The following is a 24,263-nucleotide window of genomic DNA, read 5'->3' as shown; positions in this document are numbered from 1 at the left end:
GCTTCCTTAATCATGTTATTTTAATCAGAAAGATATATTTCCCAAAAAATATAGGGATGAATTATACAAATTATAGGTGATAATGGTGACCATCAACGTAAACAAATTCAAATGCGGGTATTGTGGTGCATGTGTAAGCGTATGCCCGGTTGGCGCGCTTGAATTGGTCGAAACCTGGATAGAAGTCAATGAGACATGTACATCTTGTGGTATTTGTGCTAAGATATGCCCGGTTGGAGCTATTGAGGTGAAAAAGTGAAGAGTGAGTACGATGTAGTGGTGATAGGTGCTGGTCCTGCCGGTTCTATAGCAGCAAAAACTGTTGCTCAGAAAGGTCTTGATGTCCTTCTGATAGAAAAAAGACAGGAAATAGGCGACCCTGTAAGATGTGCAGAAGGAGTCAGCAAGATATGGCTAAGGAAGCATATAGAACCTGACCACCGCTGGATCTGTGCAGACGTGAAAGGATCACGCATATATGCACCCGACGGAACTATGATCGAAATGGCAGAAGAGATTGCCGGTGGAGAAGTCGGATATGTCCTTGAACGCAAGCTCTTTGACAGGGCACTGGCATATGAAAGTGCAAAAGCCGGGGCAGAGGTAATGGTCAAAACAAGGGCAACTGACCTTATCATGGAGAACGGTTTTGTAAAAGGTGTAAAGGTCATGCACCTTGGGGAAACATACGATATCAAAACTAAAATTGTCATCGGTGCAGACGGAGTCGAATCAAAAGTAGGCAGATGGGCTGGCATTGACACATCTATCAAACCGGCTGATCTTGAGACCTGTGCTCAGTACCTTATGAGCGGCACAGGTATCGACCAGAACTATTGCTATTTCCATATTGGAAATGAGATAGCTCCAGCTGGTTACGTGTGGATATTCCCAAAAGGAAATGATCTTGCAAATGTTGGAATCGGCATTCTGGGCAGCAAATCCGGAGAAAAAAAGGCCGTTCACTACCTGAATGAATTTGTAAAAAAGACATATCCTAATGCCAGAATCCTGGAAATGGATGTTGGAGGAGTACCTGTTTGTGGCTCTATTGAAAAGACAATAGCCAATGGGCTTATGCTTATCGGAGACGCAGCCAGGCAATCAGACCCAATAACAGGCGGAGGAATTATCAATGCAATGGAAGCTGGAAAGATTGCAGGAGAAGTTGCATATAAGGCAATATCCAAAGGTGACGTTTCAACCAATGCGCTTCAGGAATATGAGAAAAAGTGGCGTACAACAATTGGTTACGAAATCGATAACAGTCTGATAGTCAAGAATACATTTACCAAATTTACGGACAAGGAAATGAATTCTCTGGCGCATTCACTGGAAGGGGTCAATTTTTCCAGTATGAGCCTGTTGGACCTTTTGTATGCACTCTTCAGGGCAAACAAGAAGCTTTTATGGGACCTAAGAGGACTTTTCAAGAATGTCGTGAAGTACGAACTGGACTTTGAACAATAATAAAGTGATTAATTTATCACTTTATTCTTATTTTTCTGTTTTTTGCATTGACTTCTGATTTGTTACACAAGCTTTTTTAACCGCTGTCACCGAGATTACCATAGTCATCTTCGATGGAACAACAGCATGGATAAAAGAAAACTTACAATTTCTGAAATCGAAGAAATGGAATACTACGATTTCATGAGCTATATAGGAGTTCCTTATTTCAATATTGGTGGACCCCTTTCAACTGAAGAACTTGCAGGATTATGCCACATCAATAAAAGTAGCATAGTATTGATGGTAGGATGCGGGAGCGGATTTAGCGCCTGTCATCTGGCAAAGACAATGGGATGTTTTGTGCTTGGAGTAGACATCGCCAGCCTCCCAGTAGAACATGCACGACAGAGAGCCGTTGAGGAAAATATTGAAAACCTGACGGATTTCATTACAGGTGATGCTTATAATCTTCCTTTCATGGGAAATTCCTTTGACATCGTGATAACCGAATTTGTTTCTCAATTCCTTGACAAGAAGAGAGCTTTCACCGAATTTAGGCGTGTGCTTAAAGCAGGAGGATATGCAGGCATTAATGAATTGTACAGGGACGATAATATAGAACCCTACCTTAAAGCGAAGATAGATAAAGCGGAGACTATTTTTACAGAAGTAACTGGATTGCCTTTTTCAATGGAAACGCCGGGAGCATGGCAACATTACTTTGAAAAAACAGAATTTACAGATATAAGAATACATCAGCATAAGCCATTTCAGGGTTTTAAGGATATGTTTGTTACTTTTAAGGCCATGGGAGGCTTTTTGAACACCGCAGGTATAATGTTGAAGATGCTAATATTTGCGATATCGAGCAAAAAAATCAGAAGAAGTTTTTCAAAACTCGATAAAGGAAAAAGGGCTCTGTAGAAATCCTCATTTGAATAATAAAAATAACCTTGACATACCTGTCAAGGTTATGGACTAATATCTTGAATTTGACTTCTTTCACTTGATTCCAATACTTGTCGAATAAGAAAGAGCGATTACTCGCCCTCCCTCTTCTAAGAACCGTACGTGAAAATTTCTCTTCATACGGCTCAAGCATTCTATAACCCTTTAAGTATCAGGCAGTTGTTAGACTTTCCATGATATTTTGCTTCGACGCCACTAGTTTCTGTTTTCTCAGATAGCTTATTCTCCATTTAAAGTATTCTTTGTCTACATATGGGTTCTTATCCATTTTTATGCGTGGATGTCTTACAATCTTTGTATGTGCAAAAGATTTGAGTTTAAGCCCTTCTGTGGAGAATACCCATTTCCTTGACCCTACCCTATGCCAATATCTATCTACTATCCAGTGGTGTGATTTATCTGGATGCCGCCTTTTAGCCCACGTCCATAGCATATCCCATAATCTGGAATCAAGCTTACTGAACGTATTTTTAGAGACAACTGAACGGTGATATTCGCTCCATCCAGTGATAATAGGGTTGAGTTCCTTAATGAGAGAACTCTGAGACCGAGCTTTACCTTTCTTAATCACGTTGCTAATGCTTTTTGTGATATTCTCAATAGATTTGTTCGAGGGCTTGGTTAGAAGTTTACCATTATATTTCCGGAAATTCCATCCCAAGAAGTCAAATCCATCGTCTATGTGTGAAACAAGAGTTTTCTCACGAGATAGTTCTAAACCCCTATCTTTCAAGAATAGTCTGATAACCTCAGCAATATCTTTAGCCACTTCCTCTGAATCAGCAGTGACGATAAAGTCATCTGCGTATCTCACAAAATTGACTTTATGGGAATTATAACTTTTTTTGTTAATAGTTCCCTTCCTGTTTGTATGATATTTGCATGCTATTGCATTTTTCATACCGTCCAATGTGATGTTTGCCAGTACTGGAGATATTATTCCACCTTGAGCAGTACCTGCTTTGGTGGGATTCAGATGTCTATTATACACAAAACCAGCTTTAAGGAATTGCTTTAGTATTGACCGGTCCATAGGAATATTGTTCAAGAGCCATTCGTGATTTATATGATCAAAGCATCCTTTTATGTCGCCTTCCAAAATCCATTGAGCAGAGTTTCTTTTACTCAGACATGCGAACAATTGAGCTTCTGCATCTTTTGAACTTCGATATTTACGGAATCCAAATGATGTTCTGTCTGCTGTGGTTTCTGCTATTGGGCTTAAAGCAAAAGCATATAATGCCTGCATTGCTCTATCGTACATTGTAGGAATGCTTAATGGTCGTTTTTTCTTCTTTCCTTGTTTCTCAATATAGATTCTTCTCAATGGTTTAGCTTTGTAGCTCTTACCAGACAGTTCTAGAACGGCTTTCATCTTAGATTTGGATGTTGTCCATTTTTCTCCATCGATTCCAGCTGTTCTTTTACCTTTGTTCTGTGTTACTTTCTTTACTGCCAATAATTTGGCATGAAAAGAATTGGTAAGCAGGTATTGTAGTCGTTTAACTAAATGCCACTTCTTTTGTCTAACCGCTTTTACAATTCGGGCTTGCAGCTCATTAACGTTCCCTTCGACTGTTTTCCAGTCGATGTCCTCCCACTTGAATGGGATTGAATTGTCTGCAAGCCTCTCACCTGATGGTGTAGTCGAGTATCTTGCATTCATAAGTTTGCCTCCTTTCATGTAATAGAACACCTACGGTAAGTCTGCTCCCTTTCGGGACAAGGCAAATTTTGAACCTCTATGCACTCCATTACAGACTGCCATTTGCTTTCTACCGTTTCCTTTATCCCCTGTGCTATTGTTCATTCTCACGAATTAACTACCTTTTTTTTTTTTTTACAGGAGCACATGGGACTTACCAAGTTCTATAATATGAATAATCACGGAAACCTTAGAAGCCATCTATAGGCCGGGAATCTGTGTCCATTCTCCATAATGTGCAAAAAACCATTATGGCCTGATTCCATACCTTTTGGTCTAAGCGTATCATTCCATTTCGCTTATCAATCATAACGACCCTTACGATGATTTGCATTATACTCTTCATAGTTTCCTTATCCTAGCAGATAGTCAAGGATTGGAATTCCTTGCTTTCCACATTGTCCTGTGAGCTTAACACAATGATGTTACCATTCTATGCATCCCACAGTAGGATTATCCCGAATGGAAGGAATAGCTGTTAAGCAATTCATATTGTAACTTCTTGTCACACTTTAGCCCTGATATCTTCACTATATTTTCTTTTCAAAACAGAAAACATCGTTTCTACCAAATTTCTGTTATGATACAATGCTTTGTCAAATTCCCATACCATTTTTTTGCGATATTTGCCTCTGATTCTCTTCCTTTTTCTTTGTCTCAAAGGAATCATAGCTATTGCTTCTAACTCTTCTCTTGTCAGTGAATGTATGGCCTCTGAATCGTATCCTTTATCCATCACATAGTATTTTGATCTTCGAGCTTTATGACATTGCTTCAAATGTCATTGCATGTTTTGCATCATGAGCAGGTTTTCCTGAAATCTTAAAACCAGTGACAATGAGCTTAGTAGTATCAACAGAAATGCTTACTTTCAGGAAAGATCTACGTTTTTTCTTTGTCCTGAGTGAATAATAGTAGCTACAATGACCACTTGTAAAACCACTTGAATCAATAGCAGTAGTTTCTATTTTTTTTCTCCATGTGAATAGAACAGATCAAGTGTCTGTTTCAATAATCCATTGAAGTAGACAGACTTGATTCTTCTAATGAACTTATGTAAGGTTGTAAAATGTGGAACTTGTTTTAATCCAATTCTGGATTTAACTGGATTCATCAATTGAACAAGTTCAACAATACTTCTGTAATCCGTTTTCAGATACTCCTTCAACAAAACCAATGTCAATAGCTGATGTTGTGCATATTTCCTCTTGGAATACTTACAACTGAAAATCTCTAAATGTGAGTTTCCTGATACTGCTAGCGTGGTATCAACAAACTTTAATTACTTGTTACTCAAAACATTATTTATCCCCTTTGTGTTTCTATCGCAAGTAATAATCAGGGGATTTATCCTTTTTAAATTATTATGCTAAAATAAAATGTGAAGTAGGTTTTCTACAGAGCCGGAAAAAGAATACTTTTTAACAGCAGAAAGACAAAAAAACATGTAGGTTACATACTTGGGACTGCAAGAAAGCCGCATTATATCTTAAATTTCACCGTTTCCAGAATTCCGGTGTCAGCATCACTATTACTGTAAATACTTCAAGCCTTCCAATCCACATGTTTGCTATAAGCACTAATTTACCGACAAATGGTACCACGTCAAAGCTTGCCATTGGACCTACCATACCAAATCCGGGACCTATATTCCCAAGTGTGACTATGGAAGATGTTAGCGAACTAATAATATCCATCCCCAACAATGAAAGAAGACCTGTGGATACTGCAAATATCATTATGTAGATTACTACAAAGGATACAATTGCCTGCATGACATCCTCAGGCACTGCCTTGTTGTTGAATTTGATTGGTTTCACAGCTTTGGGATGAATGGATTTGAAAAGAGCATTCTGTGAGTACTTCAGGAGTAGCAGGAACCTGACAACCTTTATTCCTCCTGCTGTGGAGCCGGCGCATCCGCCAATGAACATCACTGCAAGCAATACGATCCTTGCGGAATCGGTCCACATGTTGAAGTCAGTAGTAGCATAACCGGTTGTCGTGGTAATCGAAACTACCTGGAACAGTGCATATCTGAAAGAAGTAAAGATGTTTTCACCCATATCGTTCCACAGGGAGAAAGTTAAGAGGCTGGTTGCAGCCAGAATTATGACTGTGTAAAATTTGAATTCATTGTCATTCACGAGACTGTAGCGATCTGTGTACAGGGTTCTGTAGTGGAGGGCGAAGTTTGCTCCTGCAATGAACATAAAAACAACTATTATTACTTCGATAAAAGGGTTATTGAATACTGCAATACCCTGTGAATAAGGAGAAAAACCACCACATGCCATTGTGGTAAAGGTGTGTGTGACAGCATCATATATTGACATTTTAGCAAGTACCAGAGCTGTAACCTCTATTATAGAAATGAACAAATATACCATCCATAGTATCTTTGCAGTTTCCCTTATCCTTGGCTTGATCTTATCTTCTGTAGGTCCCGGGGTTTCGGCACGGAAAAGTTGTCTTCCGGCAACACCCAGTTTCGGAAGAATCGCAATGAAAAGCATAATAATACCCATTCCCCCGATCCACTGGGTCATACTACGCCAGAAAAGTATGCTTCTGGAATGACTTTCAATATCCTGAAGAATGGTCGCTCCGGTTGTCGTGAACCCGGACATCGATTCAAAAAGAGCATTTAAAGGACTTATGCCATCAAGCATGAAAGGGATAGACCCAAAAAGAGCAGCAGTAAACCATCCAAAGGCAACTATGGCAAATCCTTCTCTTATCTTCCAATCATCGGTCGATTTATACTTATAAGAAAGCAAGATGCCTGTTAATCCAGTAATAATAACTGCTGCTAAAAATGGATATAAGGAATCACCGTAGTAAAGAGCGACAAGTAAAGGAACTACCATAATAACCCCGAGGAACCTTAGAAGTCCACCCAAAACATTTAATATAACACCGTGATTCAAATATTCCACCCCGATGAATGATTACTTGAACAGTTTTTCTACTTCAGTATTTGCAGACTTCAGGGCAAATACTACTACCCTGTCTTCTTCCTCTATGATGTAATCACCACGAGGGACAATGGTATTTCCTTTATGGACAACCATGCTGACAATGGCTCCTGAAGGGAATTTGACACTCTTAAGAGGTTTTCCCACAATTTTTGATTTCTTGGAAGCGGTATACTCGATGATTTCTGCTTTTTCACCTTCGATGGTTGCAACAGTTTCGATCCCCTGGCCCATAGTCAGTTTCAGGACTTCGTTAACTGTTGCCTGTCTGGGGCTTACTGCACTGTCCACGCCGACCATCTCGAAGAGGGAGACGTAATCCGAGCGATCAGCTCTGGCTATTACTTTTTTTCCTCCAAGCTGCTTTGCAAGCAATGAGCATAAAAGGTTCTTTTCATCACTATTAGTGACTGATATGACAACATCCATTTCAGAGATCCCTTCTTCCTTTAATAGATTTATATCAGTTCCATCGCCATTGAGAACCAATGCCCCAGGAAGTTCTTCAGCTATAACCATAGACCTTTCTTTATTAGACTCTATGATCTTAAGATCAAACTCGCCTTTGGATACGAGTTTTGCAAGATAGAAACCTACGATTCCTCCTCCTATAATCATAACCTTACTGCGTCTGCCTACCTTTTCACCTAACATGTCGCGGACTTCTTTCATAGCAGCCGGTTTCCCAATAACGACAATATGGTCGTTTTCCTGTATTCTGTCCTTACCATGAGGAATGATGACTTCAGCATCCCTGAAAAGTGCACTTACTATGCAGCAATTGGCCATATTTAAATTCTGAAGCTCTTTCCCGACAAGTTCACTTTCTTGCGACACGGCAAATTCCATCATCTCTACTTTACCCTCGGCAAAATATTCTGCTCCGATGGCATAAGGAATTGCAAGTATCTCCGCAACTTCTGAGGCGAGTGTAAGTTCAGGGCATATCATTGTATCTATGCCGATCTGTGTGCGTTTTGCAACCGGTTTGTCAATATAATCCGGGTTACTTACCCTTGCGACGGTGTTTAAGCGATTCTTGTTCTTTGCGATGAGTTTTGCTGCCATGCAGGCAACAATGTTTGCCTCATCTGATCCGGTAACGGCTACAAGCAGGTCAGTGCCTTCAAGGGCCCTGCTGAGTATAGAAACATTGGCACCATTGCCTTGTATTACCTGAACATCAAGTTCATCGGCACGTTCACATGCTTCTTCACTTTGGTCGATGACAACGACATCATTTGCCTGGTGAAGTGCCTTTGCAATATGGTAACCGACTTCACCGGCTCCGATGATCACAATCTTCATGTTATTCCTTCATAAGGTCATAATTAAAATATTGATATGATACTGAAATCAAAACCGTATAATATGCTTATTGGTTTTTAAGGTTAACCACATAATTAACGAAGCAATATAAATAACTGCCCAAAAAGGATAACGAATTCAAAATGAAAAAATAAAAAATTAGATGTTTTATGAAAAGAACTATATTCCAGCTTCAAAAGCACCTTTCATTTTTCCAAAGATACCTTTGCCACCTTTTGGATTTTTCATATCGGACCCATTTTCAAGCTTCTGGTACTTTTTAAGGAGGTCCTTTTGATCCCCTGTTAGTTTTGTGGGTGTTTTTACAATAACCCTTACAAGCTGGTCTCCCTGCCCACGTCCGTGCAGGTATGGCATTCCCTTGCCCTTCAGACGGAGTATAGAATGTGTCTGGGTACCGAGTTTAATGCTCATTTTGACCTTGCCGTGCAGGGTAGGCACCATCACATCAGCTCCAAGAGCTGCCATTGAGAAAGATATTAACTGCTCGTAGAGTATATCGTTTCCTACACGCTGGAACTTGTCATGTGGCTCCACATGAATTACAACGTAAAGATCACCAGATGGTGCACCCGGACTTCCTTCTTCACCTTCGCCCCTTATCTTGAGACGAATTCCGTTGTCAGCTCCTTTAGGGACTTTTACAGAGATCTTACGGACCTTCTTAATCTTACCAGTACCCTTACATGCAGGACATGGAGTCTCAATGACCTGACCTCTTCCGTGGCATACATTGCAGGTTGTAGTCGACATAAAGCGTCCGAAAGGTGTGTCACGTGCATGTGTTACCTGTCCAGATCCATGGCAATTGGAACATGTCTTCGGACTTGTGCCTGGTTTCGCACCTGTTCCACCACACACATCACATCTCTCTGCTCTGGGAACATTGATAGTTGTTTCAGTCCCTTTCGCAGCCTGCTCCAGCGTAATGGTCATATCATATCGCAGGTCGGACCCTCTGGATGGACCCTGCCTCCTTTGTCCGCCACCAAAACCTCCGAAACCGCCACCACCGCCGAATATGCTTCCAAATATATCCCCAAGATCACTAAACCCACCAAAGTCTGCGTTCCTGAAAATATCTTCCTGGGTGTAGCGACTATCAATACCAGCATGACCGAAACGATCGTACTGTTCTCTTTTCTCGGTATCAGAAAGGACTGCATATGCTTCGGATATTTCCTTGAACTTTTCTTCCGCATCCGGCTCCTTGTTCTTGTCCGGATGATACTTCATTGCAAGTTTGCGGTATTCCTTTTTGATTTCAGCTTCTGTTGCATCTTTCGATACACCGAGTATTTCATAATAATCGCGTGTCGTGGTCATGTATGATTCCTGTTATGCATATGATGGTTATGAAATTGAAACTAAAGGAAGGTAAGATACCTTTAACATTAAAGTATCTTACCCAGGTGTTGATCCATGCATACTTACTTCTCATCGTCGACTACTTCATAGTCAGCATCTACGATGGTCTCGTCATCGGAACCTTCTGAAGATGTTGCACCTTCTTCTGCAGAGGCAGCTGAAGCAGCCTCTTCCTGGGCTTTCTGGTACATTGCAGCAGATATATCGTACATTGCGGTCTGGAGTGCTTCTGTCTTGGATTTGATATCTTCGATATCATCGCCTTCCATAGCCTTTTTCAGGTCCTCTGTGGCACTTTGAACCTTTGATTTCTGCTCGTCAGTTGCAATGTCTCCTGCTTCCTGAAGGGTTTTCTCCGTAGCGTTTATGAGAGATTCAGCTGCATTTCTGACTTCTACATCTTCCTTGCGCTTTTTGTCTTCCTCCGCATGGAGTTCCGCATCCTTGACCATCTTGTCGATTTCCTCGTCGGTAAGTCCTCCTGGTTTCTGGATGGATATTGACTGCTCCTTACCGGTACCAAGGTCTTTTGCAGTAACATGAAGGATACCATTGGCATCTATGTCGAAGGTAACTTCAATCTGTGGTACGCCTCTTGGTGCAGGTGGAATACCATCAAGCATGAAGTTTCCAAGGGTCTTGTTGGCTGATGCAATGCCTCTTTCACCCTGCAATACATGGATTTCCACAGATGGTTGGCTGTCAGCCGCTGTTGAGAATATCTGGCTCTTCCTTGTGGGTATCGTCGTGTTCCTTTCGATGAGAGGTGTTGCAACCCCTCCAAGGGTCTCAATACCAAGAGTAAGTGGTGTTACATCGAGCAGAAGTACGTCGTGGACATCCCCGCTGAGAACTCCTGCCTGTACGGCAGCGCCGATAGCTACTGCTTCATCAGGGTTGATGTTCTTGTAAGGGTCTTTGCCTGTTGCCTTGCGGACAAGTTCTACTACTGCAGGTATCCTGGTGGAACCACCGATCAGCAATACCTTTTCAAGATCTCCCGGTTTGAGTTTTGCATCCTCAAGTGCACGGTTGACGGATACAAGTGTCTTGTCCAGCAGGTCACTGACCATTTTCTCGAATTGTGCCCTTGTAATATCCATGTCGATATGTTTGGGCTGTCCGTTAGAATCAGCAGTGATAAATGGCAGGTTCACGTTCGTGGATGTGGTGCTGGAGAGTTCGATCTTTGCTTTCTCTGCCGCATCCTTCAAACGCTGCATTGCAGCCTTGTCATTGGAAAGATCAATACCCTCTTCTTTCTTGAACTCATTTACTATATGGTCCACGATCCTCTGGTCGAAATCATCTCCACCAAGGTGGGTATCACCGCTTGTAGAAAGAACTTCGAATACACCTTCTCCGAGTTCCAGGACGGATACATCAAATGTACCTCCTCCAAGGTCATACACCATGATCTTGTGATCGCCTGCTTCCTTGTCAATTCCGTATGCAAGAGATGCTGCTGTTGGTTCGTTGATGATTCTTCTTACGTTGAAACCTGCAATTGAACCTGCATCCTTTGTTGCCTGTCTCTGTGAGTCATCGAAGTATGCAGGAACTGTGATAACTGCCTCGGTAATGGTCTCACCAAGATATGCTTCAGCATCGTCCTTTAGCTTGCGCAGGATCATTGCTGATACTTCTTGTGGAGTGTAATCCTTTCCATTAAGGCTTACTTTGTAATCGCCTTCGCCAATGTGTCTTTTAATTGAACTTACACTGTTGTCCGGATTTGTAATGAGCTGCCTTTTGGCAACCTGTCCTACGAGTTTTTCTCCCTTTTTGGAAAATGCAACAACTGAAGGTGTTGTCCTTCCTCCTTCGGCATTCGGGATTATAGTAGGCTCCCCACCTTCGATAACTGCCATGCATGAATTTGTCGTTCCAAGGTCAATTCCCAAAATCTTTCCCATAGTCTTTACCTCATTTATGAATGAATTTTAATTGCTATTAATAATTGTGTGTTATTTATATTGAACATATCCTTGCCAGGATAGAAACCGGTTTCAGTTTCATTTGTCCGATTTCTTTGATACTGCAACCATTGCCGGTCTTATCACTTTTGTGTGCAGATAGTAACCGGGTTTGCAAACATCAACGACAGTGCCTTCTTCTTGCTCGGTGTGTTCAACATGCATTATTGCATCATGCAGGTTAGGATCAAATTCCATCCCCTTACATTCGATCCTTTGGAGTCCTTCTTTCTCAAGGATCGAGGTGAACTGCTTGAAAACCATATCCACACCTTTTACTACAGATTCAACATCGTCGGTCTGTTTTGCAGATTCTATTGCCCGCTCAAAGTTGTCATAAACTTCAAGTAATTCTGTGATTATCTGTTCAACTGCGAACTTGCGGTATTCTTCCTTTTCGCGAATACTTCTTTTCCTGAAATTATCAAATTCTGCAGTGAGTCGTATCAGTTTTTCCCTAAGTTGTGAAGCCTCATCCTCAGAAGGATTTACTGCAACTTTGCCTTCTTCAACTTGTTTCGAATCTAATTCTTCACAATTTTCTGGTCCATCAGCCATTCTCAATTTCTCCGCATGTTCTGTGCGCGGTAATGTGCATCAGAACTAGTGATTGTTTGATGTTCTATAAATAGCTACCGCATGTTTGCTTTGTTTCAAAGAAATGAAGTATGCAAAAATGAGAGAAATATTATTAATACAATATAATAACTATTTCAAAAAGAACCCTTGAACTTATGCTGCAAAACACGTATCAGGAACATGCTGGCTATCATGCATAAGGCGAGTGCAGAAACGACCTGCTCCGGCCCAACAGCAGTTATGCCACCTTCAAGAGCATACTTTATACCACTAAAAAAAGCTGTGGCTGAGAACGTTGCAGTTAAAGATACTATTGAGCCCCCTACAAGAGAACCCATGTAATCTGCGCCACGTGACTCAAAATAAACAGAACCTGCTATGAAGATAACCGCAAAAATAAGAAGCATAACAGGCATAGGAACCGGAGTGGAACCACTTTTTGCCATGCTCATCAGCCCAAATGCCACACCGATCATAAAAATTGCCATCGTTGTAGAAACTGCCAGTGCCTGCACAAATGGGTTTTCAGTATTTACATCCATGTTCATCCCAGTCCTCTATCAGTAATCATAGTATATAGTCATTGTTAATATATAGTTGCATACTATAAATATAAAAAGCAGCGTGTAATTACACAGAATTGCAAGAAGAGAAGAGAAGAGTTTTTCATGATATTACAAGTCCAATATCGGATATGATCTTGAAAGATAATAATCAAATAATTCTTTGCCCCAGTGTAATGCAAGAGAATTACAGAATACAAGGTCCTTGCGGTCATAATTGCCATTTTCGTCAAAAAGGCACATCATCAAATAGTTATCCGTCAAAAAAAGCGATGCAAGTTTCATATCCCCAGGATATACGAATAATTTTGCATTGTTATTTTTGAGGAACATTTTAAACTCATGCCCATAATCGACTTTATGCCTTCCCAATGCGTTTTCAGTCATTATAATAGAGACATCGATATTACTTTTAACCAGATCCAGAAGAAATGAAGGGAAAGAAGGATGCAGAAAAGCTGTAGCCCCCATGACAAAATTGGACCCCATTGATTCTTCTATGAGATCTTTATTAAGCTCGAACATGTCATTAAGATCGGGCTCTATCATCTCACAATGTTCCAGTTCCCTTATCCTTCTAAGAAGATGTGGAGGAATAGAGCTGAGTTCGTGTTTTGTCCAGTAATCAAAATTATCCTCAAGTACTTTCAGTGTTCCCACCAGAGGTAACATATCCCTTACTATAACCGCGCCTATCTCTGAAAGCCGGCACACATCTTTCTCTTTTATGACTAGCCTGTTCTCGGACAATATCTTGATCTGAGGCAGCAATGCATGCCTTGTTACATTAAGGACCTCAAGGATCTCCCCCATTTCCCGAGGACCATCTCTGAGAAACAACATAAGGTTCTTCCTTTTTTCCGACATGAATATTGTATCAAGCAGTGAACGTCTTATACAACGACCCCCATCCCTATGTTCAAGTTTGAAACCGTTTCATATGGCTTGCGTTAAATCAAAATCGACTAAAACCAATCTAATCTTTTGATCTAGCGGCATCTTTATTGTTATTTATGCTATCTGGCGCTATAAGCATTTCCATGTACATCCGATGATGAATCAAAATTCCCGGGAAATATAAAAAGATGTACCAATTAATCTTTAATTGTAACTATTCAGCCTACCACAATTAGCCTATTGATACTGATTTAATCAAAACGGAGATGTTTGCTCACTAACAACCTAAGAATCAAAAAAGCAATCAATGGCAACAATCAAAATTAATGATCCTAATAAAATGTAGGTCTCAACTTTTTGTCAAGATTGCTATTGATAGTGTTTTTATCAGGCTGAATAGTTACCTTTAATTATAAGGAAAAAAGCAGGCCATTACAATAGTATACTCATTTACTTCATTTCAAAGTAAATTTGAGCTGGTCATACTACCGCATTGCGAACAATAATATATGTAGTTTGAGCCTAGTTTTTGCTTTTTCAATGCGTTCCCGCAAAATGTGCAGGAAATTTTTATATCGGTTTCCGTTTTTATCTTATTCACACTAACACATCATTAAAAAATCTATTCTTGCTGTATTTTTTTTTGTCCAGTACCCACATACCTTACAAACCTGTACTTCCCTTCCATCATCCTGGAATGCATTATTGCACTCCGGACATTTCTCCAATAACCCCATTTTTAGTACCCCTTAAGTCAAATCATAGAGATATTTTACTTAATAATGTAGAAAGAGACAGATGTGGAAAAAACCACTCTGCCTCTTTACAGTGTACCACCGAAAATATGTACACATGTTCCATGAAAACGTTATCTTTTCTGAGAAAGATAGCATTTTCGAAGACCCCACTCTTTACTTGAGAAACTCCCATTCCCCAACCCGCAAATATATCCGACCGAGATTGAACTTACTCAATCGACATACAATAATTAGCATTTTTGATATATAACATAATTCCGGTAAAATTTATTATGTGGCATCAAATTATAATGCCGTTGTAATTTCAAAAAGGATTATACAGAAATATTCAAATAAGCAATTTAAGGAGCATTATAATTCATGATTAAAAGTTTAACATATATAAAGCATTTCAATGTAAATAAATTAACATCATTGATAAATAAACCCCCTGCTAAATCAGACACATAATAGCAAAGGATATATCAAATAATGCAGTTGCAACCAATATGAAAATACTGCTTGCAGAATATGCAATGGGAGTCGGAATAAAAGGCACACTGCTGCTGGAAGGCAAAGCCATGTTAAGCACTCTTGCCGACAGTTTTTATCGCCTTGGGCATGAAGTTACCTACCTCACTGCAGAAAGCAAGCTTAAAAACGGAACTGCAATTATATCTGATGAAGAAACCTTTGAAAACGTACTTGAAAATGCTGCAAAGAATAATGATGCAGGTCTTGTAATTGGACCAGATGAACTTCTGGGAGACCTGACAGACATTCTGGAAAAGAACACCATTAACCTCGGGTGCCCTGCAGAGTTTGTGCGACTCTGTGCAGATAAACTGGTGTGTACACAAATCCTTGACTCAAAATTCATAGCTACACCCAAAATAGTAAGCGAAGGATTCAATGGAAAGTATGTCATGAAACCAAGGTTTGGATGTGCATCCGAGGGAGTAAGAATGACAATTCCTGAAAGAATGAATACTGTGGAAGAGGAATATATCGCAACCGAATACATAGAAGGTGAACACCTTAGTGTGAGTATGATCTGCGGACAGCGGGCGCTTCCACTGAGCCTGAACAAACAGCTTATCGATATCAAGAAAGATAATGATGATACTATCTTTGATTATAAAGGTAATCAAGTACCATACAAGACAGACTACGAAGAAGAAGTGTTCCTGGTCGCAAAAAAAACTGTTGAAGCACTTGGGTGTAGTGGTTACATAGGAATCGATATTATCTATGGGGACAAACCATATGTTATTGATGTTAATCCCAGACCTACAACTGCAATATTTGGGTTGGTTCAAACCCTAAAAGGCGAAATTGCAGAACTTATGCTGATGAATGTATTTGGTAAACTTCCCGATTCAGTAATTCTTGAAGGAGAATTCTCATTCACAAAAAATGACTTTGAGGACATTGTATGAAAATAATTGGAATTGATATCGGCGGTGCAAACACAAAGCTTGCTTCTGCTGATGGTGAAATAATTGAATTACATTATATACCTTTGTGGAAGGACACAACATTGCCCACATCTCTGAGAGACATTGCAGAGGAATTAAAACCTGATAAGGTCAGTGTGGTCATGACAGGCGAACTTGCGGATTGTTTTGAAGATAAAGACAAGGGTATCGACTTTATCATGCGTTCTGTTAATGATGCTTTTGATTGCGAAGTTAAATACATTGATAATAGTGGACGGTTCCATGAAGATTCAGGAAGACCTGCGTAAGCTTGCCGCAGCCAACTGGGCTGCATCTGCTAATCTTATTGGTACGGAAATCGGCGATTGTATCTTTGTGGATATGGGTAGTACAACCAGTGATATAATTCCTATTAGGAACGGGAAACATGTAGCCGGCATTTCTGACTTTTCGCGGCTGGTTCGCAGTGAGCTTGTGTACTCAGGTGTGCTGAGAACAAATCTTGCATACCTGCTTGAAAAAGTAAACGTTGCAGATGGGGACTGCCATATCGCATCAGAACTATTCTCAACTACTGCAGATGCATACTTACTGTTAGAAGACATCCCAGAAGAACTTTATACTTGCGAAACTGCCGATGGTGCAGGTAAAAGCAAGATTGATGCCATGCGAAGGCTGGCAAGGGTTGTGTGTGCCGACCTTACAGAGATCTCAGCAGATGAAATATACCATATCGCTCAGCAGGTCAAGGAAAGACAGGTGAGCATTTTAAGCCAGGCTATATCAGTTGTTGCTGAAAAGAATGGGCTTGACAGGATAGCATCTGCCGGACTTGGAGAATTTCTCATAAAAGAGGCGGCAGAAAGACTTGGTTTTGAATGTATTTCTGTTGCCAGCAGATGGGGGGCGGATGTTTCAAAAGTATTCCCTGCATATGCTGCAGCGAAGATCATGGAAGATGAAGCTAATGCTTCAGGAAAAGAATAAGTCCGATTGAAATATACATATCTAAAGAGAGAATAAAATATAGGGGATTCAGTTGCTATGAAGATCGTTGTGAAACTTGGAGGAAGTATTATGAAGTATTCACATTCCATCATTGACTCTCTGAAGCATCTGGAAAGGAGTAATGGCAACGACCACTCGATACTCATAGTTCCCGGTGGTGGTGTTTTTGCGGATTCGATCAGAACTATCAGTGAAAAATATGAAATCGGAGATGATGCTGCCCACTGGATGGCAATCCTTGCCATGGAACAATACGCTTACTATATTGTAGATAAGACAGGAGTCAACTCTGTTGAAAATATCAATGAGGTCCCAAGTGGAGTTTCTGTTTTGTTACCGTACAGGATGCTTAGGGAAACAGACAAGCTTCCTCACTCATGGGATGTTACATCAGATACTATAGCCGCGTGGATAGCCCGGGAAACAGGATCACGCTTTATAAAAGTGACTGATGTTGATGGAGTTATTGCCGATGATATTATTCAGAAGTGGATGACTGCCAGAGAACTTTCAAGGATGGGAGTTACATGTATTGACAGCTCATTGCCTGTCTTTTTGATGGAAAACATGATGGATTGTGTCGTTGTCAACGGAATGTACCCTGAAAGGGTTGTTGATGCTGTTATCGAGAAAGATGTAGTGGGAACTCACATCAAGGGGAATATTTAAATTACATACTGCGTATGTACTCAAATCATCGACATGCTGAATTTTTCAGTATTATATTGATCAGACATCACGCTTAAAGGAGAATTTAGATGGCAAATAAAGTCGAAAAGTGTACCGCATGCGGCAAAAGGTTAGTAGAGTCCGGATTTGTGCGCTTCCCATGCCCAAGTTGTGGCAGAGAACTTGGAAGGTGCGTAAGCTGCAGACAGCAGAGTAATCCATATACCTGCCCGAAATGTGGCTTCGTGGGACCCTGAGGTGAATCGGATGGGAGAAGTAGCAGCAACAATCAAAGTAATGCCAGTAGATGTGGATACCGACCTTGCAGATCTTAAGGAAAGGCTTATTGCAGCCTTGCCTGAGGGTGCAACTTTCGGAACATCCAAGGAAGAACCAATTGCTTTTGGCCTGAAGGCACTCATGATGGTTATCTTAGTAGGTGACATCGAAGGCGGTACCGAAAAGGTCGAGGAAGCCTTTGCAGCAGTCGAAGGCGTCGAAAGTGTAATGGTAACAGAAGTCGGAAGACCTGTATAACCGTTATCTTTTTTCTTTTTGTATTCTTTTCTTTTTAATTTTATTTTTGGGCTCGTAGATCAGGGGGAGATCGTTACGTTCGCAACGTAAAGGCCGCGGGTTCAAATCCCGCCGAGTCCACTTAGACAATGTCAGACTGATTTTAGCTTGCGGCATAACTTATAGATTAAATCAAAGACAAATGATAAAAATCATTCCTGAAAAGAGGATAGCCACAGCTAATAAATGACAATTATATATTTATATTTCATTTGTACCACCAAAATTAATTTAGTTAGCGACATCATGAATTATTAATACTCAAGTAGATTTTTTAATAATACAATTATATAACAAAAATAATAGCTACAAACTGAAAATTCGAGAGAATAATGAGTAGCCATTCTGTCAGAATCAACCTCAGCCATCCTGAAGAAAATAAGCATAGTTTTTTATATGTATGAATCCTAATTTTGGAATGACAGTTAACTTACAGGCGGGTTAAGAAAAAGTAAATTCCATTTGGCTATTTCTTTTAGGTTAATTGCTAAAATAAAGAATGCGTCGTATAGATACGGGAAAAGGTTCCCTTCTCAATAGAAACTGCTACATTGTCACAATCAAAGACATAACAAGGGAAATAATACAATCACTTGTATCCTATGATTAGTGGGTTTGTTCCGGCTGCAAAATTGTAGACTTGGTAAGAATCAAATGAACGAATCGTGCGAAATATCTTAACTCGAAGTTAACAGGTCAAATAAACAACAAAGGAAATCAAATAAATGAGAGACAATAGAAGCGGTGGATTCAAAGGCGGAAACGACAGGAACCAGGGCGGATTCAGAGGTGGAAACGGTGGAGGAAACTTCAGATCCAGTGGTCCAAGAGAGATGCACAAGGCAATCTGCGCAGACTGCAAACAGGAAACTGAAGTACCATTTAAGCCAACCGAAGGCAGACCTGTATACTGCAGGGAATGCTTCCAGAACCACAGACCACCAAAAAGATATTAGACGTATTTTATCTGATACTCAATTAATATTTTAACTAGAGGCAAAGTATTCGTACACTTTGTCCATTACCCTTTTTAAAATTCATATCCCATTTCATCACATCCACCATTGATCTGCTAATCACACAATATCTATACAAACACCTATATACCGGACATTTCCATATTTTATTATAGAAGTGTGGGTGATTGATATGAAATCAGTAATGGGGATTTTTATTGTTCTTTTATTGGCTGTTACATCAGCAACTGTTGTAACCGCAGCATCAACAGAAGATTGTAAAGCCTGCCATCCGGGAAAATATGATGCATGGACTGCATCTCCCCACTACATCGAATCTGTGTTAAGTAGTGATAATCCAAATGTGGAATCTTGCCTGCCCTGCCACGGAGCCAGTACAGCACGCCTATACATCAAATAGTATGGAGAAATGTTGTGGGAATCACCAGAGTGTGAAATGTGTCACCAGCCTCCTGTGGAGGGTTTTGATGCACATATCATAAGCCCTTCTAAAGCAATACCACAGTCAAACCTATCTGCAGAGCTTTGTGGGAATTGCCATACAGGGAAACATGAAGAAGTCTACGAAGAGTGGAACGAATACAATAGTATTGAGTTCGATCCGGTAACAACGGCAAGTCATTCCGAACCTTCCAACATTGAAGACAGAATCGTGCTTAACCGAAGCACCTGCGTATCCTGCAAGAGCACTGAAGGTGCCATACTGAACATTGAAGATGCTGCCCTATATGGCAGGAGCAAAGACAGAATGCCGGATACAGAGGACATAACTGAATGGAGAATTACCTGTATTGCATGCCATGCTCCGCATAGTACCGAGCTAAGAACCACACCAACACAACTATGCGCAAGCTGCCATAATTCCGACGGTGCCAATCCGGACGGAAACACAACCATTGTAAGGTACACACAGTGGGAAATGTACAACGGGTCAATATACACCAACGGAGTGCATGCAGTCAACCTTGGCTGTGTTGATTGCCACATGGCAATGATGATAGAAGAAAATGAAACAATAGTTACAGGACACTCTTTCGATTTTGAACCCATATTGCTTTCTGACCCCAATTCGGGCAATATATGCAAGAAGTGCCATGTCATGTCCCATGACGAGATCCCGGTGGACAATGAGTGTGATGATTGCCATGATGTATCTCTCTCAAACATCTTAGAAGTGAATCAGGAAACTATCAAAAATAAACTTAAGGAACTGGAACCTCTTGAAAAAAATGCCAGTATGGCTCTTACAATGATAAGCAACAATGAAAGCTATGATGCAAAACTTGAAAACTACAACAATGCACTATTCTACATAAGCGAAGTGGAATCTGACGGAAGCTTTGGAATGCACAATATGGAACGTGCCACAAATAACCTTGACATGGCAGAGACTTTGCTCAAATCTGTTATTGAAGAAGGAACAGCCATCATTGGTACGGATGAAACATCAACACCCGGTTTTGGAATATTTGCAGCAGTTTCACTGATAACAATAGCTGCATTTGCTTTGTGCAGGGAAAGGAAAAGACGGAAAGAACACTGAGCGGTGTTTTTTACTCTTTTTATGTTCAATGTTCATAGATAGGATCCGTTCACACCACCTACCATCAATAGATCCAGAACTGAGTAGATTATAGTTATTAACCAAACTATTAATACTAATTGAGTATAACAATACTGTATGGCTAAACCCGAACAAATTCCGATAAAGCATCATCTTTCATCAGAAGAATTGCTTAAACATATTAAGTCATTAGAGAAAGACACACGAGTTCTACAACGTTTATATTTTGTTAAACATCGTTATGAAGGAGCTTCTGTTAATGAAGCAGCTAAACTTGTAGGGATATCAAAACCCGTTGCATATCAATGGCAAGAGCGGTGGAATCAAGACGGATATGAAGGATTAAAGCCTAGGTTTTCAGGAGGATGTCCTTCCAAACTCACTGATGATCAAAAAGAAAAACTAAGGGACATGTTACATGAAAGAGATGATTGGTCTACAAAAGAAGTTCAGGAACTCATTTATAATGAATTTAAGGTTCAATACACCATTAAGCAAATACTAGTGATCTTGAAGAAGTTTGGCATGCATCATGCCAAACCATATGCGCATGATTATCGAAGACCACAAAATGCAGAAGATTGTTTAAAAAAAACTTACCGTTAATCGATGATGATTGCGTTATCGGATTTCTTGATGAATCATCTCCCCAAACAACATCAAATACGGTTCGTTTATGGTCTTTCAATAAACCTGCCATCTTCAAAAACACAACCAGGATAAAAGCAAACTCCTTCGGTTTTTATGCATTGAATGGTAATTCTGTTATTGATTTCAAAGAACATTCAACCAAGGAGGATGTATGTTCGTTTTTATCAGCTGTTAAAAACAATAACATGGGAGAGAGAATCGTAATTATTCTCGACAATTTTAGATCACATCGAGCAAAATATACAGTGGAATTTGCACAGGCAAATGATATTGAATTGGTCTATTTACCTCCATATTCACCCGACTTGAATCCAATCGAATTCATCTGGAAAAGTGTCAAAAGAATTATTTCTCGCAATTTTGTGAAAGATCTGGATCATATGAAAAATCTGATTGCTGAGGAGTTTATTGATTGTTCATCAAAGATTAGCTTCGCAAGAAAATGGATTGAGACATTTCTGGATGATAAGTTAAAAATGTTAAGTTAGTAACTATAAATGGATACATCCCATGACCTTGAAAACCTTATCATCTACCATGTAATCTCCCTGGAATGTCACTCAGTCATAATCTATTTTACATGCAAGCAACCTCTGTTAATATGAAATTATTTATATTACCAATTGAAGTTGTGACCCCATCATGGAACTGACCTTATTCACAGATATCGGGATAATTTTCGGACTCTCTATAATCATCTTGCTGCTATTCACCAGGATGAAACTACCTTCTGTATTGGGATTCCTTGTTACTGGTATGCTGGCAGGCCCGCACTGGTTAGGAATAATTAGCAGTGTGCATGAAGTAGAAGCACTTGCAGAAATAGGCATTATTCTTCTTCTCTTCACTATAGGCGTAGAAATGTCTATCAAAGAACTCTGGGACATAAAAAGATCAGTCCTGCTTGGCGGAACCCTGCAGGTAACAACAACGATCCTGGTGGTTTACTATATTTGTATCTTTTTTGGCCTAAGCTCAGGAACAGCACTATTCATAGGTTTTCTCATATCATTGAGCAGTACTGCTATCGTTCTCAAATTATTTCAGGAAAAAGCAGAGATTGACACACCACACGGAAAAACATCCCTTGCAATACTGATATTTCAGGATGTAATTATCGTCCCGATGATACTCATAACACCAATAATAGCAGGTGCCTCTATAGAATCTATCGACACATTGCCCCTATTCCTGCTCAAAGCTATCGGGACAATAGCACTGGTCATTGTAAGTGCAAGATGGATAATTCCTGCATTACTATTCCAGATAGCAAAAACAAGGAACAGGGAATTGTTCCTTTTGAGTATCGTTTTCATTTGTCTGGCTACTGCCTGGCTCACTTCCAGTATCGGATTATCACTTGCCCTTGGAGCTTTCATGGCAGGACTTATTATTTCTGAATCTGAGTACAGTCATCAGGCCATGGGTAATATCATGCCATTTAGAGACGTCTTCATGAGTTTTTTCTTTGTTTCCATCGGCATGTTGCTGGACATCAGTTTCTTTACAAATAATGTAGTTTACCTGCTTGCTCTGGCGCTTGTGGTCATTGTCATAAAGTCTGCTACTGCCAGCCTTGCAACATTCATCCTGGGATATCCACTGCGTACAATAATCATCACAGGGCTGACACTTGCACAGGTTGGAGAATTCTCATTCGTGCTCTCAACCTTTGGTCTTGAATATTCCCTTCTTGACCAGAACATGTATCAGCAATTCCTGGCAGTTTCCATCATCACAATGGCGCTAACTCCCTTCATAACAGCATCTTCATATGGTATTTCAGATAGAGTAGTTAAAGCCGTCCCATATCAGAAACTCATTAATGGGTTCTACGCGAACGGTCTCACTGCAAAGAATGATGATGAAAAAATAAAGGACCACCTGATCATAATTGGGTATGGATTCAACGGCAAAACTTTATCGCATGCAGCGAGGAATGCAGGAATACCATATGTGATAATAGAAACAAACCCTGAAACAGTACGTCAGGAAAAGAAAAAAGGTGAAAAGATACACTATGGTGATGCAAGCCACGAGGCAGTACTTAATTCTACAAACATTGATTCTGCAAGAATACTAATCATAGGTATATCAGATCTTGTCGCTACAAGAAAGATAATCGACATGGCGAAAAGACTGAATCCAGATATCTACATAATCGCCAGAACCCGCTATGTAAGTGAAATGAAAAGACTCAGCGATCTTGGTGCAGATGAGGTAATTCCTGAGGAATACGAAACATCTGTTGAGATATTTGTTCGCCTGCTAAAAAAGTACCTCGTTCCCGAGGAAGACATTGACATATTCACAAGGGAGATACGTGCAAACGGATACTGCATGTTGAGGAAAGCCTATTCAGAAGAACAGGAAAGAAGCTTTAACTTAAAAGATGAGCTTCCGGGTGTGGAAGTCAGTACTTTAAAAGTAGGTGAAAGTTGTTTTGCAAACGGAAGAACGCTCAAGGACCTTAATATAAGGACAAAGCACAAAGCAACCATTCTGGCAATCCGCAGGAATGACACCACCATCACAAACCCTGACGGCGATATTTCCATATATTCAGGAGATATCTGTATCATTTTTGGAAAGCCAGAAGACCTACATAATGTTAGGGAATTATTCAAGAGACCATCCTGTGAAATGTAAATGAATAAACTCTGCCCCATGGCAGAAATTAGCTCAAAGTAAGTCACGTAATTTTGAACACCATTAAAAAACACATTGGTTTGTGAAATTAACATCAGTTTATTTTATATGTGAAAAACGTAAAGATAAAAAAGAGTCATGGGGACCCAAAATAAAATCAAAACCGTGAGTTAACAG

The 24,263-nt window shown here is 40.1% G+C and carries 22 protein-coding genes, 1 tRNA gene and 3 pseudogenes; 15 read left to right on the top strand and 11 right to left on the bottom strand.

The features are described from left to right. Positions 1–85: 85 nt before the first annotated feature. The 3 genes from V7O67_RS05765 (at position 86) to V7O67_RS05755 (ending at position 2,376) form a co-directional block, all read left to right on the top strand. Positions 86–259, top strand: a complete 174-nt coding sequence (locus tag V7O67_RS05765; protein ID WP_406671207.1) for a 4Fe-4S binding protein — start codon at positions 86–88, stop codon at positions 257–259. After that, positions 256–1,470 (top strand): NAD(P)/FAD-dependent oxidoreductase, encoded by a 1,215-nt coding sequence (locus V7O67_RS05760; protein WP_342305813.1) that lies wholly within the window; start codon positions 256–258, stop codon positions 1,468–1,470. Before V7O67_RS05765 ends, V7O67_RS05760 begins: the two co-directional genes overlap by 4 nt. 126 nt (positions 1,471–1,596) lie before the next feature. Beyond that, positions 1,597–2,376 (top strand): class I SAM-dependent methyltransferase, encoded by a 780-nt coding sequence (locus V7O67_RS05755; protein ID WP_342305815.1) that lies wholly within the window; start codon positions 1,597–1,599, stop codon positions 2,374–2,376. On the opposite strand, the pseudogene V7O67_RS05750 reads toward V7O67_RS05755, so the two are convergent. The 11 genes and pseudogenes from V7O67_RS05750 to V7O67_RS05700 all read right to left on the bottom strand — a co-directional run. Further along, positions 2,330–2,473, bottom strand: a pseudogene (locus V7O67_RS05750) (IS5/IS1182 family transposase); the annotation flags it as partial. The gene V7O67_RS05755 and the pseudogene V7O67_RS05750 overlap by 47 nt on opposite strands. Positions 2,474–2,572: 99 nt before the next feature. Continuing rightward, a complete protein-coding gene (gene ltrA, locus V7O67_RS05745) occupies positions 2,573–4,105 on the bottom strand; it encodes a group II intron reverse transcriptase/maturase (RefSeq protein WP_342304721.1) in 1,533 nt (510 codons plus the stop codon). A 211-nt stretch (positions 4,106–4,316) separates the two neighbouring features. Then, a complete protein-coding gene (locus V7O67_RS05740) occupies positions 4,317–4,460 on the bottom strand; it encodes a hypothetical protein (protein WP_406669888.1) in 144 nt (47 codons plus the stop codon). Positions 4,461–4,637: 177 nt separating this feature from the next. Continuing rightward, a pseudogene (locus V7O67_RS05735) lies at positions 4,638–5,435 on the bottom strand (IS5 family transposase); the annotation flags it as partial. Between the two features lie 187 nt (positions 5,436–5,622). Continuing rightward, positions 5,623–7,056 carry a TrkH family potassium uptake protein gene (locus V7O67_RS05730; RefSeq protein ID WP_406671204.1) on the bottom strand — a complete coding sequence of 478 codons (1,434 nt, stop codon included), beginning with the start codon at positions 7,054–7,056 and terminating at the stop codon, positions 5,623–5,625. A gap of 21 nt (positions 7,057–7,077) precedes the next feature. After that, complete coding sequence (gene trkA / locus V7O67_RS05725) at positions 7,078–8,412, bottom strand: Trk system potassium transporter TrkA (RefSeq protein WP_406671202.1); 1,335 nt, start codon at positions 8,410–8,412, stop codon at positions 7,078–7,080. A 180-nt stretch (positions 8,413–8,592) separates the two neighbouring features. After that, positions 8,593–9,759 carry a molecular chaperone DnaJ gene (gene dnaJ, locus V7O67_RS05720; protein WP_406671200.1) on the bottom strand — a complete coding sequence of 389 codons (1,167 nt, stop codon included), beginning with the start codon at positions 9,757–9,759 and terminating at the stop codon, positions 8,593–8,595. 104 nt (positions 9,760–9,863) lie between these two features. After that, the gene (gene dnaK, locus V7O67_RS05715; RefSeq protein WP_406656762.1) at positions 9,864–11,717 is read right to left on the bottom strand and encodes a molecular chaperone DnaK; all 1,854 of its coding nucleotides are present in this window, start codon (positions 11,715–11,717) and stop codon (positions 9,864–9,866) included. Positions 11,718–11,816: 99 nt separating this feature from the next. Beyond that, positions 11,817–12,335: a nucleotide exchange factor GrpE gene (gene grpE / locus V7O67_RS05710; protein ID WP_406671198.1), complete on the bottom strand. Its 519-nt coding sequence runs from the start codon at positions 12,333–12,335 to the stop codon at positions 11,817–11,819. 155 nt (positions 12,336–12,490) lie between these two features. Further along, the gene (locus V7O67_RS05705; RefSeq protein ID WP_406671197.1) at positions 12,491–12,904 is read right to left on the bottom strand and encodes a heat-shock protein; all 414 of its coding nucleotides are present in this window, start codon (positions 12,902–12,904) and stop codon (positions 12,491–12,493) included. A gap of 126 nt (positions 12,905–13,030) precedes the next feature. Then, complete coding sequence (locus V7O67_RS05700) at positions 13,031–13,786, bottom strand: winged helix-turn-helix domain-containing protein (protein WP_342305823.1); 756 nt, start codon at positions 13,784–13,786, stop codon at positions 13,031–13,033. Between the two features lie 1,276 nt (positions 13,787–15,062). On the opposite strand from V7O67_RS05700, the gene V7O67_RS05695 reads away from it, so the two are divergent. The 12 genes and pseudogenes from V7O67_RS05695 to V7O67_RS05640 all read left to right on the top strand — a co-directional run bounded on the left by V7O67_RS05695 (position 15,063) and on the right by V7O67_RS05640 (position 24,086). Beyond that, positions 15,063–15,992: an ATP-grasp domain-containing protein gene (locus tag V7O67_RS05695; protein ID WP_406671195.1), complete on the top strand. Its 930-nt coding sequence runs from the start codon at positions 15,063–15,065 to the stop codon at positions 15,990–15,992. Beyond that, positions 15,989–16,300: a hypothetical protein gene (locus tag V7O67_RS05690; protein ID WP_406671193.1), complete on the top strand. Its 312-nt coding sequence runs from the start codon at positions 15,989–15,991 to the stop codon at positions 16,298–16,300. The genes V7O67_RS05695 and V7O67_RS05690 overlap by 4 nt, the downstream gene beginning before the upstream one ends. Then, entirely contained in the window at positions 16,275–16,979 is a 705-nt protein-coding gene (locus V7O67_RS05685; protein ID WP_406671192.1) for a hydantoinase/oxoprolinase family protein, read from the top strand. Before V7O67_RS05690 ends, V7O67_RS05685 begins: the two co-directional genes overlap by 26 nt. 57 nt (positions 16,980–17,036) lie before the next feature. Then, a complete protein-coding gene (locus tag V7O67_RS05680) occupies positions 17,037–17,669 on the top strand; it encodes an amino acid kinase (protein WP_406671190.1) in 633 nt (210 codons plus the stop codon). 89 nt (positions 17,670–17,758) lie between these two features. Further along, the gene (locus tag V7O67_RS05675; RefSeq protein ID WP_406656767.1) at positions 17,759–17,926 is read left to right on the top strand and encodes a zinc finger domain-containing protein; all 168 of its coding nucleotides are present in this window, start codon (positions 17,759–17,761) and stop codon (positions 17,924–17,926) included. Between the two features lie 10 nt (positions 17,927–17,936). Further along, positions 17,937–18,206 carry an elongation factor 1-beta gene (locus V7O67_RS05670; RefSeq protein WP_406656768.1) on the top strand — a complete coding sequence of 90 codons (270 nt, stop codon included), beginning with the start codon at positions 17,937–17,939 and terminating at the stop codon, positions 18,204–18,206. Between the two features lie 48 nt (positions 18,207–18,254). After that, positions 18,255–18,326: transfer RNA gene (locus V7O67_RS05665), tRNA-Ala, on the top strand. Between the two features lie 644 nt (positions 18,327–18,970). Further along, positions 18,971–19,201, top strand: coding sequence for a CxxC-x17-CxxC domain-containing protein (locus V7O67_RS05660; protein ID WP_342305829.1), 231 nt, complete (start codon positions 18,971–18,973; stop codon positions 19,199–19,201). Between the two features lie 193 nt (positions 19,202–19,394). Continuing rightward, on the top strand, positions 19,395–19,622 hold the full coding sequence (locus V7O67_RS05655) for a hypothetical protein (RefSeq protein WP_342305831.1): 228 nt from the start codon (positions 19,395–19,397) through the stop codon (positions 19,620–19,622). 12 nt (positions 19,623–19,634) lie between these two features. After that, the gene (locus tag V7O67_RS05650) at positions 19,635–20,765 is read left to right on the top strand and encodes an ammonia-forming cytochrome c nitrite reductase subunit c552 (RefSeq protein ID WP_406671189.1); all 1,131 of its coding nucleotides are present in this window, start codon (positions 19,635–19,637) and stop codon (positions 20,763–20,765) included. A gap of 138 nt (positions 20,766–20,903) precedes the next feature. Next, positions 20,904–21,925 (top strand): annotated as a pseudogene (locus V7O67_RS05645) (IS630 family transposase). 154 nt (positions 21,926–22,079) lie between these two features. Beyond that, positions 22,080–24,086, top strand: a complete 2,007-nt coding sequence (locus V7O67_RS05640) for a cation:proton antiporter (RefSeq protein ID WP_342305833.1) — start codon at positions 22,080–22,082, stop codon at positions 24,084–24,086. Positions 24,087–24,263: the final 177 nt, after the last annotated feature.

This window comes from Methanolobus sp. ZRKC4 (assembly GCF_045291305.1).
GTDB lineage: Archaea > Halobacteriota > Methanosarcinia > Methanosarcinales > Methanosarcinaceae > Methanolobus.
This window is presented reverse-complemented; position numbering and strand designations above follow the sequence as displayed.